13 protein-coding genes are annotated in these 14,075 nt (G+C 65.6%); 12 read left to right on the forward strand and 1 reads right to left on the reverse strand.

Annotated elements, in window-relative coordinates; genetic code table 11:
* Nucleotides 1-10: 10 nt before the first annotated feature.
* The 12 genes from CDO81_RS25810 to CDO81_RS25865 all read left to right on the forward strand — a co-directional run bounded on the left by CDO81_RS25810 (nucleotide 11) and on the right by CDO81_RS25865 (nucleotide 13,565).
* Nucleotides 11-2,458, forward strand: a complete 2,448-nt coding sequence (locus tag CDO81_RS25810; protein WP_088486139.1) for a heavy metal translocating P-type ATPase — start codon at nucleotides 11-13, stop codon at nucleotides 2,456-2,458.
* A gap of 28 nt (nucleotides 2,459-2,486) precedes the next feature.
* A complete protein-coding gene (locus CDO81_RS25815; RefSeq protein WP_088486140.1) occupies nucleotides 2,487-3,791 on the forward strand; it encodes an MFS transporter in 1,305 nt (434 codons plus the stop codon).
* Nucleotides 3,788-4,399 (forward strand): LemA family protein, encoded by a 612-nt coding sequence (locus CDO81_RS25820; protein WP_088486141.1) that lies wholly within the window; start codon nucleotides 3,788-3,790, stop codon nucleotides 4,397-4,399. Before CDO81_RS25815 ends, CDO81_RS25820 begins: the two co-directional genes overlap by 4 nt.
* A 2-nt stretch (nucleotides 4,400-4,401) precedes the next feature.
* Nucleotides 4,402-5,286 (forward strand): TPM domain-containing protein, encoded by an 885-nt coding sequence (locus CDO81_RS25825; RefSeq protein ID WP_088486142.1) that lies wholly within the window; start codon nucleotides 4,402-4,404, stop codon nucleotides 5,284-5,286.
* 1 nt (nucleotide 5,287) lies between these two features.
* Complete coding sequence (locus CDO81_RS25830) at nucleotides 5,288-5,785, forward strand: TPM domain-containing protein (RefSeq protein ID WP_088486143.1); 498 nt, start codon at nucleotides 5,288-5,290, stop codon at nucleotides 5,783-5,785.
* A 12-nt stretch (nucleotides 5,786-5,797) separates the two neighbouring features.
* Complete coding sequence (locus CDO81_RS25835) at nucleotides 5,798-7,156, forward strand: MBL fold metallo-hydrolase RNA specificity domain-containing protein (protein WP_088486144.1); 1,359 nt, start codon at nucleotides 5,798-5,800, stop codon at nucleotides 7,154-7,156.
* A 20-nt stretch (nucleotides 7,157-7,176) separates the two neighbouring features.
* On the forward strand, nucleotides 7,177-8,697 hold the full coding sequence (locus CDO81_RS25840; RefSeq protein ID WP_241517164.1) for a thymidine phosphorylase family protein: 1,521 nt from the start codon (nucleotides 7,177-7,179) through the stop codon (nucleotides 8,695-8,697).
* The gene (locus CDO81_RS25845) at nucleotides 8,694-9,584 is read left to right on the forward strand and encodes a ribose-phosphate pyrophosphokinase (RefSeq protein ID WP_088486146.1); all 891 of its coding nucleotides are present in this window, start codon (nucleotides 8,694-8,696) and stop codon (nucleotides 9,582-9,584) included. The genes CDO81_RS25840 and CDO81_RS25845 overlap by 4 nt, the downstream gene beginning before the upstream one ends.
* A 5-nt stretch (nucleotides 9,585-9,589) precedes the next feature.
* Nucleotides 9,590-10,765, forward strand: a complete 1,176-nt coding sequence (locus CDO81_RS25850) for a S1C family serine protease (protein ID WP_088486187.1) — start codon at nucleotides 9,590-9,592, stop codon at nucleotides 10,763-10,765.
* Nucleotides 10,766-10,775: 10 nt separating this feature from the next.
* Nucleotides 10,776-11,372, forward strand: a complete 597-nt coding sequence (locus tag CDO81_RS25855) for a VTT domain-containing protein (protein ID WP_088486147.1) — start codon at nucleotides 10,776-10,778, stop codon at nucleotides 11,370-11,372.
* On the forward strand, nucleotides 11,372-12,013 hold the full coding sequence (locus CDO81_RS25860; protein WP_088486148.1) for a DUF6629 family protein: 642 nt from the start codon (nucleotides 11,372-11,374) through the stop codon (nucleotides 12,011-12,013). Before CDO81_RS25855 ends, CDO81_RS25860 begins: the two co-directional genes overlap by 1 nt.
* Nucleotides 12,014-12,212: 199 nt before the next feature.
* Nucleotides 12,213-13,565: a cytochrome C gene (locus CDO81_RS25865; RefSeq protein ID WP_206602179.1), complete on the forward strand. Its 1,353-nt coding sequence runs from the start codon at nucleotides 12,213-12,215 to the stop codon at nucleotides 13,563-13,565.
* A gap of 78 nt (nucleotides 13,566-13,643) precedes the next feature.
* Here CDO81_RS25865 and CDO81_RS25870 read toward each other — a convergent pair whose 3' ends face one another.
* Nucleotides 13,644-13,985, reverse strand: a complete 342-nt coding sequence (locus tag CDO81_RS25870; RefSeq protein ID WP_088486189.1) for a CzcE family metal-binding protein — start codon at nucleotides 13,983-13,985, stop codon at nucleotides 13,644-13,646.
* Nucleotides 13,986-14,075 lie beyond the last annotated feature (90 nt).

The following is a 14,075-nucleotide window of genomic DNA, read 5'->3' on the forward strand; positions in this document are numbered from 1 at the left end:
AGGACCACCCATGAAGACAAGCACCGTAGAAGTCGGCGAACTGGTCTCGAGCCTCAGTGCTGCCGGCGTGCAGCGCAAGCTCGCGGCATTGCCCGGCGTTCATCACGCCGACGTGAACTACGTCGCCGGAAGCGCCACAGTCCACTACGACGAAGCACTCGTCACGCTGCAGGAAATACAGCGACACATCGTCGACTGTGGCTATCACTGCCGCGGAGAGATGCGGCCTATTCACGTCTGTCCACCAGTTGATCATGCCGGCCACGACCATGGCGACCTCGCCGCCCACTCTGAGCATCAGGGGCATGCGCACGCGGGCCACGCTCCCCCGTCGACACCGGTGCATGCAGAACATCCTGGACACGGGGCGAACGCCGACCATTCGGGACATGGCGACGCGCATGCGATGAGCGACATGATGCACGACATGGGCCACGCGCCGGGCATGTCGATGCAGGATATGGCGAACGACATGCGCAAGCGCTTCTTCGTGGCGCTGGCCTTTGCGATCCCGGTATTCCTCTACTCGCCGATGGGCAAGATGTTTGGCGACTTCGCGACGCCGTTCGGGATGGACCGGAACCTGTTCCTCTTCGTCGTCGCGACCGGAGCGATCGCCTATCCCGGTTGGCCGTTCTTCGTGGCTGCCTGGCGGGCGGCACGCAACCGGGTCGCCAACATGGCGACGCTGGTGGTGCTGTCGGTTGGCACCGGCTATGTCTTCAGTGTCGGCGCCACCTTTTTCTACCGGGGCGAGGTGTTCTACGAGGCGGCCGCGGTGCTGCTGGTGTTCATCCTGCTGGGCCACTGGCTTGAGATGCGGGCCCGAGCTGGCGCCTCCGACGCAATCCGCGCGCTGATGGACCTCGCTCCGCCGATGGCGACGGTGATGCGAAACGGCGCCGAGACCAAGGTTCCCACTTCCGACGTGTTGGTCGGCGAAACGGTGGTCATCAAGCCCGGTGACAAGATCCCCGTGGACGGCAAGATCACCGACGGCGCTTCGCAGGTCGATGAATCGATGCTCACGGGCGAATCGATGCCGGTGAAGAAGGTGGTCGGCGACGCGGTGATCGGCGCAACGATCAACAAGAGCGGCAGCTTCCGCTATCAGGCAACCAAGGTCGGCGCCGACACTGCGTTGGCGCAGATCGTGAAGCTGGTTCAGGAGGCGCAGAACTCCAAGGCACCGGGCCAGTTGCTTGCCGACCAGGCCTCGCAGTGGCTCGTGCTGGCGGCGATCGCGATCGGCCTGACCACCTTCGCCGTTTGGTTCTGGGTGCTTGGCCAGCCGCTGCTGTTCGCGCTCACGCTGACGATCACGGTCTTCGTCATCGCCTGCCCCGACGCGCTCGGCCTGGCCACGCCGATGGCCATCATGGTCGGTACCGGCCTGGGGGCAATGAACGGCATCCTATTCAAGAACGCCGCCGCGCTGGAGAACGCGACCAAGCTGACGGTCGTGGTCTTCGACAAGACCGGCACGCTGACGCTCGGACAGCCCGACGTCGTCGAGATGGTTCCCGCATCGGGTGTGACCGAGACACAACTGCTCGGGACCGCTGCTGCGGTGGAAAAATTCTCCGAGCACCCGCTGGCACTGGCCGTGCTCAAGCGCGCCGGCCCGGACATCGCCGAGACCGCGAGCGCATTTACCAATATTGACGGCCAGGGTGCGCGCGCCCAGATCGGCGACGAAGTCGTGCTTTTGGGCAATCGCAAGCTGATGGAAGCCGAGCGGATCGATCTCTCCGAACTGGCTGCCGAGGCGGCTCGCCTTCAAGGCGGCGGGCGCACCGTCGTCCATGTGGCACGCGCCGGACGCCTGATCGGACTGATTGCGATTGCCGACGCCGTACGCCCTACGTCGAAGGCCACGATTGCCAAGCTTCAGGAGCGCGGCGTCAAGGTCGCCATGATCACGGGCGACAACCAGGCTACTGCCATACGCATCGGCAAGGAACTCGGCATCGACATCGTGTTGGCCGACGTTTTGCCTGGCCAGAAGGCCTCCAAAATCAAGGAGCTGCAAGCCCAGGGCCACAAGGTCGGCATGGTCGGCGACGGCATCAATGATGCCCCGGCGCTCACGCAAGCCGACGTCGGCTTCGCCATCGGCGCCGGCACCGACGTCGCCATGGAAAGCGCGCAGGTCGTGCTGATGAAGAGCGACCCCTTCGACGTTGTCGGCGCGATCGAACTGTCGCGTGCGACGCTGCACAAGATGCACCAGAACCTCTGGTGGGCCGTGGGCTACAACCTGATTGCCTTCCCGTTGGCTGCCGGCGTGCTGTATCCGTTCACGCTGTCGCCCGAGATCGCCGCGTTGTCCATGTCCGGGAGCTCGGCCATCGTCGCGATCAACGCGTTGATGCTCAAGCGCACCAAGCTGGCTGGCATCCGCGCGGCGCGGCCTCGTGCGGCGGGCTCCCCCGACCTGCAGAGCGCTTCGATCTGAGGCTCGCCATCTGACATCACGACCGGACATGGCCACGCTGACCTCCATCCCGTTAGCGAACACGTCGCCTGGCGACCTGAGGCGCATGCAGCTGGCATGGCTGGCCGCGGCCGTGTTCGTCGTGTCGGCCGGCTACGGTGCCTTGATGCCGCTGCTGCCGGGCTGGCTGCGTCCCCTGATGACCGACAACGACCCGACTTCGGTTTCACGCCATGTCGGCTATCTCAGTGGTATCTACACAGCGGGTGTCCTCGTCGGTGCACCGCTGTGGGGATTGCTCTCCGATCGTTTTGGACGTGCACGCGTGCTGCTGCTTGGGCTGCTCGGCTATGTGGCCAGCTTGGTCTCGCTGCTGCAGCCAACATGGGCTGGCGTAATCGGGATCTATGCGCTACGGGGCGCGACCGGCTTCTTCGTCGCCGCCGTGGTCCCCATGGTGCCGGCGCTTGTCGCCGAACACACGCCGCCATCGGCGCGAGCCCGGCGATTCGCCTGGCTGGGAGCAATGTCCCTGCTGGGCTTCCTCTTCGGTCCCGGACTGAACGCCGCCGCGGACCGGCTCGCTCGCCTTGCCGCCTTCGGCGGAGGACCGGCTTGGTCCCCGGCGCCCCTCGTCATCGGCCTGTCGGCCGCGCTTGGCGCGCTGATGATGCTCGGACTGGTCCTCACGCTCCCAAGCGCGCCCTCCAGCAAGGTGAGCGAACAGCCAGAACGCGACCGAGAAGTCGGGGGGCAGTCGGCCACTCTTTGGCTGATCAACGGCGCGGTGATGTTCGTGCTCGCCGGTTTCGAGCTCGGCATCGTGCTCCAGGGTGAGCAGCATCCGGAACTGTCTTCACGCGACATCTCGCTGATGTTCGCCGAATGCAGTCTGGTCATGCTCGCCATCAACGCGCTGCTCTTCTTCACCGGCCTGCTCGAACGTGCAGATCCCCGCAGGGTCATGGGCGCGGGCATGGTGCTGGCCGCCGCCGGGCTGGGCATGCTGGCCCGCCACGCCAACGAGGCCTGGATGTATCTCGGCGTGAGCTTCACCGCCGCCGGCACGGGCATCGTGCTCCCGACCGTCTCCTACCTCGCCGCCACCTCGGCACGCCACCGACTTGGTGTGGCCATGGGCGGCCTGGCCGCTGCCGCGGGCCTCGGACAGACGCTCGGTTCCGCGGCCATGGGCTGGCTCTTCGGCGCCATTGCCCAGGACAGCTTCGCGTGGCTCGCCCTTCCCTTGCTGGTGATTCTGGCCGCCGTGCTGATCCGTTCGGGTTGGTGGCCGGCCAGGCTTGCTCCCCCACCCCAGTCCCCCTCCTCTACATCCACGGAGTTCACACCATGAGAATCGTTCTGCAGGCCCTACTGGCGGCGTTGTTGCTGGCTTTGACCGGATGCGGCTACAACGAGTTCCAGCGACTCGACGAGCAGACCAAATCGGCCTGGTCCGAGGTGCTGAACCAGTACCAGCGGCGCGCCGACCTGATCCCGAACGTCGTCGCGACGGTGAAGGGGGAGACGAACTTCGAACAGGAGACGCTCACCAAGGTGGTCGAGGCGCGAGCCAAGGCCACCTCCATCCAAGCAACCCCAGAGCTGGTCAACAACCCGGAAGCGTTCCAGAAGTTCCAGGCCGCTCAAGGCGAGCTGTCGGGCGCCCTGAGCAGGCTGCTGGTCGTCAGTGAGAACTATCCGCAGCTGAAGGCCAACCAGGCCTTCCAGGATCTGCGGGCGCAGCTCGAAGGCACCGAGAACCGCATCACGGTTGCACGGGGGCGCTTCGTGAAGGCCGTGCAGGACTACAACGTGCTGACGCGCAGCTTTCCCACCAATCTGACGGCGATGCTGTTCAGCTACCCCGTCAAACAGAACTTCACCGTCGCCGACGAGAAGTCCCTCGCCACCCCGCCCAAGGTCGATTTCGGCGGCCCGGCGCCCGCCGCCAGTCGTTGATCATGGCTACCGCAGCATTTCGGCGCCCCGGCACGCTGCGGCCGCCCCGCATTTTGCTCGTCTGGCTTCTTTGTCTGTTGGTGACGCTGGCAGCTGCCCAGGAACTCGTCGCCATCCCACCGCTGCAAACGCGCGTCACCGACCTGACCGGAACACTGTCTGCCGAGCGGATCGCGGCTTTGGACGCTCAACTCCGCGCATTCGAGGAACGCAAGGGTGTCCAGATCGCGGTGCTGATGGTGCGGTCCACGCGGCCGGAGGCGATCGAGCAGTACGCCCTTCGGGTCGTCGAGCAGTGGAAGCTCGGCAGGCGCAAGGTGGATGACGGCGCGCTGCTCCTCGTCGCCAAGGACGATCGCGCCGTGCGTATCGAGGTCGGCTATGGCATCGAGGGGACGCTGAGCGACGTCGTGGCACGGCGGATCATTGACGAGACCATCACGCCGCGTTTTCGCCAGGGCGACTTCTATGCAGGCATCGCCAGCGGCATCGATCAGGTCATGCGGGTGGTCGACGGCGAGCCCCTGCCCGCTGCCCAAAGGCGAGCGCGCGGCACAGCGAATGACATCGGCCAGTCCTGGCCCTTCCTGTTCGTCATGGCGTTGTTTCTGGGCGGGGTCGCGCGGCAGATGTTCGGCCGCCTGCCCGGCGCGGTTGTTGTCGGCGGCCTGCTGGGCGTCGGAGCCTGGCTGGTCGTTGGCACGCTCGCCATTGCAGGTGTTGCCGGCCTGGCCGGGTTCCTCGTCACGCTGCTTGGCATCGGTATGGGCGGCCACGGCGGCACCTACGGCCATCATCGCGGCGGAGGCTGGCCCGGAGCTGGTGGTGGCGGTTTCCGCGGAGGTGGCGGCGGCTTTGGCGGCGGCGGCGCCTCGGGAAGGTGGTGACATGAACTTTCGACGCATCGTTCGCCACTTGGCGAGCACCGACCGCCAGTTGCGCCGGGCCTTTCCCGCGCACACGCTGGCCGCCATCCAAGAGGCGATCCGCCATAGCGAAGCCGAGCACAGCGGCCAGTTGCGCTTCGTGGTCGAAGGGGCGCTGGACGGCGCCCCGCTCTGGCGAGACCAATCGCCACGCGACCGCGCGCTGGAACTGTTCGCCCATCTGCGCATCTGGGACACCGAGCACAACAGCGGCGTGCTGGTTTACCTGCTGCTGGCCGACCACGCCGTCGAGATCGTCGTCGACCGGGGCATTCATGCCTGCTGCGATTCCGGCGTCTGGCAGCGGATCTGCCGAAGCATGGAGTCCCAGTTCGCGGCCGGGCGCTTCGAGGCCGGCACCATGGATGGCATCGCGGCCGTCAGCCACTTGTTGATGCGCCACTTCCCCCCGAACGCGGACGGCCGCAACGAGCTGCCCGATTCGCCCCTGCTGCTCTGATTGGAGACTCTTATGCAACTTCAGTTCCTCGGCGCCACCGGTACGGTGACCGGCTCGAAATACCTTCTGCGCCACGGCGACTCGACACTGCTGGTGGATTGCGGCCTGTTCCAGGGCTTCAAGCAGCTCAGGCTGCGCAACTGGGAGCCGCTGCCCGTCGCGGCGAGTGCCATCGATGCGATCGTGCTGACGCATGCCCACATCGACCACAGCGGCTACGTGCCGATGCTGGCGCGCCAGGGCTTCCGCGGCAAGATCTACTGCACATCCGCCACGCACGAACTCTGCAAGATCCTCTTGCCCGACAGCGGCCATCTGCAGGAGGAGGAAGCGGAGTACGCCAACCGCCATGGCTTTTCCAAGCACCAGCCGGCGCTGCCCTTGTACACACGCGAGGATGCCGAACGCTGCCTACATCTCTTCGCACCACGCCCCTTCTCCGAGGACTTCGAGGCGCTGCCCGGCCTCATCGCCCGCCTCGAACCCTCCGGACATATGCTGGGTTCGGCCTTCGTTCGCCTTGACGACGGCCAGCGCTCCGTGCTCTTCTCGGGCGACATCGGCCGCCCCAACGACCCGGTGCTGCGCCCACCGGTGCAGCTCGATGGCGCCGACTATCTGCTGGTGGAGTCAACTTACGGCGACCGCCGGCACGAGCCGTCCGATGCGCTGGAGGTGCTCGCCACGGTGATCAATCGGACCGCCGCGCGGGCCGGCGTCGTGGTCATCCCGGCCTTTGCGGTGGGCAGGGCCCAAAGCCTCTTGTATGCGATCTATCAGCTCAAGCAGGAGGGCCGCATCCACAACCTGCCGGTCTACCTTGACAGTCCCATGGCGACGGACGCCACGCGCCTCTACCACGCCCATCGCGCGGAGCACCGCCTGTCACCCGAGGAGTGCGAAGGCATGTGCCACGCGGCGACCATCGTGAACAAGGCCACCGACTCCATGGCCCTGAGCGCGCGACGCGGCCCCATGGTCATCATTTCCGCCAGCGGCATGGCGACAGGCGGGCGCGTCGTACACCACCTGAAGGCGTTCGCACCGGACAGGCGCAACACCATCCTGTTTGCAGGCTACCAGGCCGGCGGCACGCGTGGTGCCGCCATCGTCGGCGGTGCCCCGAGCGTGCGCATCCATGGCCAGGATGTCCCGATCCGGGCCGAGGTGGCATCGATCGACAACCTCTCGGCCCATGCAGATGCCGAGGAAATCCTGGCCTGGCTGCGTGGCTTCAAGCAGCCCCCGCAGCGGACTTTTGTGACCCATGGCGAGCCATCGGCAGCCGACGCTTTGCGCGCAAAGATCGAGCACCAACTGGCTTGGCCGGTCGCTGTGCCCGAATACCTGCAAACGGTGGAGCTCGCATGAGCTTGGGATCACATTCAGTCATGCAAGGCGACAACACCTTGCGCGCCTGGCGCACGGGCATCGACACGTATCAGGAGTTCGTCGTCTACATGCGACGAGACTGCCCTGCCTGCCGCTCCGAGGGCTTTACTACGCAGGCGCGGGTGCTGCTGAGCGCGGCCGGGCAAAGAAGCATCGTGGCGACCCTCAGCGTCGTTGAAGCCGAATGGTTGTCGAGCGGTGATGCTGGCCTGTCCGAGTCCGCCTGGGCTGCCCTGGGTGCACAGCCGGGCGAGCCGATCACCGTCAGCCACGCGCCGCCGCTGTATTCGCTCAGTCATGTCCGCGCAAAGGTCTACGGGCACAAGCTCGGCGATACAGAATTTGCAGAAGTGATCTCCGACGTGGCAGCCGGGCGCTATTCGGACCTTCACCTCGCGACCTTCGTGACTGCCTGTGCTGGAGACCGGCTGGACCTGGCAGAGACGGTGTCGCTTACCAAGGCCATGATCGCTGCCGGCGACCGCATCGACTGGGGCCGCCAGCCCGTCGTGGACAAGCATTGCGTGGGTGGCTTGCCCGGCAATCGCACGACCCTGCTGGTAGTGCCCATCGTGGCGGCTTGCGGCCTCACGATCCCCAAGACCTCCTCCCGCGCCATCACCTCGCCGGCAGGTACGGCAGACACGATGGAAGTCCTGGCACCGGTGGATCTCGACATCGCCAGCATGCGGCGTGCCGTAGAACGCACGGGCGCCTGCATCGTCTGGGGCGGCTCCGTGCGCCTGAGTCCGGCCGACGATGTGTTGATCCGTGTCGAGCGCCCGCTGGACCTGGATAGCGAGGGTCAGCTCGTGGCCTCGGTGCTGTCCAAGAAGGCCGCGGCGGGATCGACGCATGTCCTCATCGACCTGCCGGTGGGCCGGACCGCCAAGGTCCGAAGTGAGGCGGCGGCGACGTCGCTCGGACGCCGGTTGCAGGAAGTCGGCGCAGCGATCGGCTTGCACGTGTCCCTGCGGTTGACCGACGGCGAGCAGCCGGTGGGCCGCGGGATTGGCCCAGCCCTGGAAGCTCGCGACGTGCTGGCCGTTCTGCAGGGTGCGGCCAACGCGCCCGACGACCTGCGCCAACGCGCACTGTGCCTGGCTGGCGACATCCTCGAGATGGGCGGCGTGGTGCCAGCGGGCAGCGGACTGACGCTTGCGAACCAGGTGCTGGCAGATGGTCGAGCCTGGGCGCGCTTCCAGGACATCTGCGCTGCCCAGGGCGGCATGCGCGAGATCCCGGTTGCACCTCACCGCCAGGCAGTCGATGCCCATGCGTCAGGACGGATCGTGAGCGTCGACAACCGCGTGCTGGCGCGCGCCGCGAAGCTGGCGGGCGCGCCGACCGCGCCGGCGGCCGGGATCGATGTGCATGCCCGCCTGGGTGAGTACGTCGAAAAGGGACAGGCGCTTTTCACGCTCCATTCCCAGGCGCCCGGCGAACTCGCCTACGCAATGAGCTATGTGGCCTCGCGTCCGCCGATCTTCCAGATTTCGCCGACCGGAGAAAGTCAATGAGCCCCCTCGTCTTCCACCTGCCAGGTGACGAAGTATTTGCCGATTCGTTTGTCGATGCAGTTCGCGCCGACCTTGGCGCGCTGTCGTTGCATCGCTTCCCCGACGGGGAATCGCTGGTGCGGCTCGACGCGGACGTGGCGGGTCGCGAAGTCGTTCTCGTGGCCAGCCTGGCTCGCCCGGACGACATCACCTTGCCCCTGCTGTTCGCCGCAGATGCGGCGCGCGACCTGGGCGCCTCTCGCGTACTGCTCGCCGCCCCCTACCTTGCCTATCTGCGCCAGGACCGGCGCTTCCACGCGGGCGAAGCAATCACCTCGCGCACCTACGCGGCATTGCTGTCCAATGCTTTCGACGGCCTGGCAACCGTCGACCCGCACCTGCACCGCTATCACTCGCTGGATGAGATCTACCGCATGCCAACGCGCGTGGTGCACGCCGCCTCGCCCATCGCCGATTGGATCCGTGCAAATGTCGAACGGCCGCTGCTGATCGGCCCCGACGACGAAAGTGAGCAGTGGGTCTCGGAGGTTGCCGAGGGCTGCGGCGCACCGTTCACGGTGCTGCAGAAGACCCGCCGCGGCGACCGCGACGTCGAGGTCAGCTTGCCCGACGTCTCTGGCTGGAGTGACCGACAGCCGGTCTTGGTGGATGACATCGTCTCCAGCGCGCGGACGATGATCCAGGCCGTCGGCAGCGTGCGCCGCGTCGGGTTGGCGCCGCCCTTGTGCATCGGCGTTCACGCGTTGTTCGCGCCGGGCGCCTACGCCGAACTGCGCGCAGCCGGTCCGAAGGCTGTCATCACCTGTGACACCGTACCGCATGCCTCGAACGGCATCAGCGTCGTGGCGCCGCTAGCGCGCGCGATCGAGGACCTGCTGGGGAGATGAGCCGCATGAACCGCGACTACAGCCCCGGCGGCCCGTCGGTCCTGCGCAGTCTCTGGCTGGTTCTCGCTCAAGCAATCACCATTGCGGTTGGGGTGTTGCTCGCCTGGCGTGCTCTGGGGCCCGCTCCGGCCGGCCCATCGCCCGCCCCTGACGTCGTCTCGGTACAGGAGGCCCCACACCCTGCGTCTGTAGCCTCGATTCAAAACAGGGTTGCAACTGCGAGCCTGGAGGGCGGCTTCCGCACAGCCGCCGCCAAGGCCTCAGCCTCGGTGGTGAACATCTACACCCGGAAGACTCCGCCACGCCGGCTGCCGAACTGGCTACGTCCCGACGGCGGTGAGGACGGGGCGACACAGGGGGCGTCGAGCCTCGGGTCGGGAGTGATCGTCGCCGCGCAGGGCTATATCTTGACCAACAACCATGTGGTCGAGGGCGCCGACGAGATCGCGGTCATGCTGCCGGGCGAAAAGGTGGCGGAGGCCCGCGTCGTCGGCACCGATCCCGAGTCCGACCTCGCGGTGCTTCGCGTCGAGATCGCGGGGCTGCAGCCGATCACCTTCGCCGACCCCGCCTCTGTGCAGGTGGGGGACGTGGTGCTCGCGGTGGGTGACCCCTTCGGCGTCGGCCAGACGGTGACTCAAGGCATCGTCAGCGCCACCGGCCGCAACCGCCTGGGCATCAACACCTTCGAGAACTTCATCCAGACCGACGCAGCGATCAATCCAGGCAACTCTGGCGGCGCACTGGTCGACACCTCGGGCCACCTGGTGGGCATCAACACGGCGATCTACTCGCGCAGCGGAGGCTCTCAGGGCATCGGCTTCGCGATTCCGGTGAGCCTGGCACGCCAGGTCATGGAGCAGATCATCGCGACCGGCCGCGTCAGCCGCGGCTGGCTGGGTGTAAGCGCTCGAGACGTGATCCATGAAACCACCGGTGCGGCCGCCGGTGCGGCGCTGGTGGCTGTGCAACGGGACGGGCCAACGGACCAAGCCGGACTGAGGGCCGGCGATACCGTGCTGGCAATCAATGGCAAGGAGATTCCCGACACCGCGGCGCTGATCAACGAAACGGCGGCCATCAAGCCCGGCAGCCAAGCGCAGTTCAAGGTCCTGCGCGGGCGAGAGGCCACCACAGTTCTTGTCGAACTCGGGCAGCGGCCTGCGGTTCGCAAGCGTTGATTGCCGACCGATGCTGCGCAGGACGATAGAAAACCGCCTGTTGCGCGCGCTGTCGGCACGCGCCGACCGGCCGGCCTTTCCCCTTGTGGTGGCCGGGGCCGCAGCCGCAGCCACGCTGTCGATGTCGGTGCCGTTTGCTGGCCTCCTGGTTGCAGCGGTGCTGTTGGCGCCGCGACGCTGGATCGCCATTGCCTGCGGCGCCAGCATGGGTGCAGCGGCCGGAGCACTGGTCCTGTACCTGGTGTTCCACCATCTGGGCTGGAACCGCTTTTTCGCCAGCTACCCCGATATCGTGCAATCAACGGCTTGGCGGGATGCAACCGACTGGCTCACCCGCTACGGGGTCGGCAGCCTTCTGGTCATCGCGGCCCTTCCGCTGCCACTGACGCCGGCGCTGATATTTGCCGCCATCTCGCGACTGCCGGTCGGCGAGGTGATCCTCGCGCTATGGATGGGCAAGCTCGCCAAGTACCTCGTGTACTCCTGGGCCACGTCGTATTTTCCGGATCGCCTGCTGCAGCGCAGCCAACGTCAATTGCAGGATATGGGCGCGCTCCTGTCCCGTATCCGGCACCAACCCACACTACCGACCAAGGAATCCCGCTAATGTGTTTCTCCGCCGAAGCCAGCTTCACCGCCGGCGCCGTGCTGCTGGTGATCGGCGCCGTCACGGTGCGGCAGGCGCGCTCTCGCCGCGAAATGCCCTATGCGCTGATTCCTCTGCTGTTCGCGCTGCAGCAATTGCTGGAGGGCGCCCTGTGGCTGACCTTCCCGGACCGGGCACCGGCGCTGAACGCATGGCTCACCCAGGGCTACTCGTTGTTTTCTCATGTGCTGTGGCCTATCTACGTGCCGTTGGCCGCGCTCGCGATGGAGGATCACCCGTTGCGGCGGCGCATCCTCATAGCCATCGCGGTGGCCGGGTCACTGGTCGGCCTCTACCTGCTTGCGACGATGGTCCGCGTGCCCATCGTCGCGCGCGTCACCGGTCATCACATCCTCTATGACTCGCCGCACTTCTACGTTCTGGCGACGATGGCGCTCTACCTCATCGGGACCAGCGTCAGCCTGATGTTTTCCAGCCATCGCCGCGTCAAGGTCTTCGGCGCCGCCGCGTTCGCTTCTGCAGTCGCGGCATACGCGTTCTACGCGACCTGGTTCATTTCCGTGTGGTGCTTCTTTGCCGCCCTGCTCAGCGTGATCGTGGCCTGGCATTTCCGCGTACGAACTCAGCCAAGCATGGCCTGACTGCAGGGCTTGCCGCCTGGACCAAGCCGACCCACGTCGCCAATGTCCAGTCGACCGCCCTTTATCGACCTGACGGAGGCGCCATCCGCATTGGCTAGGTTTGATGTGGCGCAAGGACCCGTCGTGCCGAAGCAATGACATTACCGAAGCTGCCACTTCAGCAGTCCATGCGTCTAGCAACATGATTACGGAGACAATCATGGCCTTTGCGTATCGGATTCCACCCCTAGCTCGGTTCACTCTGCAGCTTTGTTTCCTGCTCTCTGGGCTCCTGCTGCTCGCACCGCAGACCGCCCAAGCAGTCCCAAGCTTCGCGCGCCAGACCGGCATGCAGTGTGCCGGCTGCCATACCGCATTCCCGCAGCTGAACAGCTTCGGGCACCAGTTCAAACTGCGCGGCTACACGCTGGGCAACGCGAATGCTGAGGCTCCCTTCCCGGCGAACCTTCCGGTGTCTGCGCTCCTACTGGTCACGCGCACATCCACCGAGAGCACCTCAGGGGTTGACGCCGAGATGCTGCCGCGAGATCGACAGGCCATCGCGCAGACAGCCGGCGTCTACTACGCGGGACGGATCAACGAACGCACCGGTGCCATGGTCCAGTACAGCTACGACGGGATCGAACGCCGATGGGGCGTCGAGATGGCCGACTTGCGGTTTGCGGACTCCACCGAGGTGGCAGGCGGACGCGAGCTGCTGTTCGGGGTGACGCTCAACAACGCGCCGACTCTCACCGACGTTTGGAATAGCACCCCGATGTGGAGCTTTCCCCACGTCGATTCCGCGGGCGTGATGCCAATTGCCAGCACCATGCTCGACATGCAACTGAACTCGCAGGTCGGCGGAATCACAGGCTATGCGCTGTTCGACAACCTTGTGTACGCCGAGGCTGGCATCTACCGGTCTGCGAAGTCCGGGGTGATGAGGCCGCTGGGCTTGGGCGTGGAGAAGACACACGTCGTCGATGGATACGCACCCTACTGGCGCCTCGCACTTCAGCGCGATTTCGGAGCCCATAGCGTTTCAGCGGGCGTCCTTGGTCTGAATGCCCGGGTGCTGATGGATCCCAACGACCCAGCGATGGCCAGCGACAGATTTCGCGATATCGCCATCGACGCCCAGTACCAGTACGTCGATGGCGAACACGCTTTCTCTAGTCAGGTGCTATACATGCAGGAGCGCCAACGCCTGGTGGCCAGCGTCGCACAAGGCATGGCGACCAACGAAGGCAACACCCTCAAGACCTATCGAATCACCGCACACTATCTTTATCGCCATATGCTGGGCGGGGGGCTGCAGATCTTCTCGACCCGTGGGTCAATGGACCCCATGCGCTACGGGATGGGTCCAGGCATGGGCAGCATCAACGGCAGACCAGACACCACGGGCTGGATTGCCGAGTTCGACTACTTTCCGGTCGAGAACGTCAAGCTGGCCCTGAGACACACGGCCTATCGCAAGTTCAATGGTGGAACGGTTGACTACGACGGATTCGGCCGCAATGCCAAAGACAACGGCAACTGGTTCTTGATGGGATGGCTGATGTTCTGATACTGAGCGAGCAAGGCGCGAAGAAGCCCGTCGGCGCCTTCACTCACCATAGCTGGAGCGACGCGCCGAATCGATCAATCAGTTTCGCTCTGTGTCGTTGCGGCTGACGTACACCACCAGTTCCTTGCTCGCGAAGCCGGCAGGCGCGACCTTTCGAAAATCGACAGCACGATGACTGACAACGTCGAAGCGCCAGGTGAAGGTCTTGTCGCCATTTCGAAAGGTGATGGTGTCACCGCACTTGGCGTTGATGGCCTCGACGCTGTTCACGTCAACGACTCGCGTGGCCTGCTCGGCGCTGTTCGGACCTCCATACCACGAACGCCCGTTGTTAAAGGTATCGGGTTGAGTAGTCGCGGAGGCGAGGACTGATGCGCTCAGCAGGATGGCAGCGGTACCAAAGGACTTGAACTTGGACATGATGATCTCCGACATGAAGCACCGGCGCTGCGGGGATCGCATCACTCGGTGTTCGCTTCATGAACAGGACTCTAGGAAGCAGCGCTGAAC

Source organism: Roseateles puraquae (genome assembly GCF_002205845.1).
GTDB classification, from domain to species: domain Bacteria; phylum Pseudomonadota; class Gammaproteobacteria; order Burkholderiales; family Burkholderiaceae_C; genus Pelomonas; species Pelomonas puraquae.

Coding starts and splice junctions, on each gene's coding strand:
- CDO81_RS25810 (WP_088486139.1), top strand. CDS start 11: ATGAAGACAAGCACCGTAGAAGTCGGCGAACTGGTCTCGAGCCTCAGT.
- CDO81_RS25815 (WP_088486140.1), top strand. CDS start 2,487: ATGGCCACGCTGACCTCCATCCCGTTAGCGAACACGTCGCCTGGCGAC.
- CDO81_RS25820 (WP_088486141.1), top strand. CDS start 3,788: ATGAGAATCGTTCTGCAGGCCCTACTGGCGGCGTTGTTGCTGGCTTTG.
- CDO81_RS25825 (WP_088486142.1), top strand. CDS start 4,402: ATGGCTACCGCAGCATTTCGGCGCCCCGGCACGCTGCGGCCGCCCCGC.
- CDO81_RS25830 (WP_088486143.1), top strand. CDS start 5,288: ATGAACTTTCGACGCATCGTTCGCCACTTGGCGAGCACCGACCGCCAG.
- CDO81_RS25835 (WP_088486144.1), top strand. CDS start 5,798: ATGCAACTTCAGTTCCTCGGCGCCACCGGTACGGTGACCGGCTCGAAA.
- CDO81_RS25840 (WP_241517164.1), top strand. CDS start 7,177: ATGCAAGGCGACAACACCTTGCGCGCCTGGCGCACGGGCATCGACACG.
- CDO81_RS25845 (WP_088486146.1), top strand. CDS start 8,694: ATGAGCCCCCTCGTCTTCCACCTGCCAGGTGACGAAGTATTTGCCGAT.
- CDO81_RS25850 (WP_088486187.1), top strand. CDS start 9,590: ATGAACCGCGACTACAGCCCCGGCGGCCCGTCGGTCCTGCGCAGTCTC.
- CDO81_RS25855 (WP_088486147.1), top strand. CDS start 10,776: ATGCTGCGCAGGACGATAGAAAACCGCCTGTTGCGCGCGCTGTCGGCA.
- CDO81_RS25860 (WP_088486148.1), top strand. CDS start 11,372: ATGTGTTTCTCCGCCGAAGCCAGCTTCACCGCCGGCGCCGTGCTGCTG.
- CDO81_RS25865 (WP_206602179.1), top strand. CDS start 12,213: ATGGCCTTTGCGTATCGGATTCCACCCCTAGCTCGGTTCACTCTGCAG.
- CDO81_RS25870 (WP_088486189.1), bottom strand. CDS start 13,985: ATGTCCAAGTTCAAGTCCTTTGGTACCGCTGCCATCCTGCTGAGCGCA.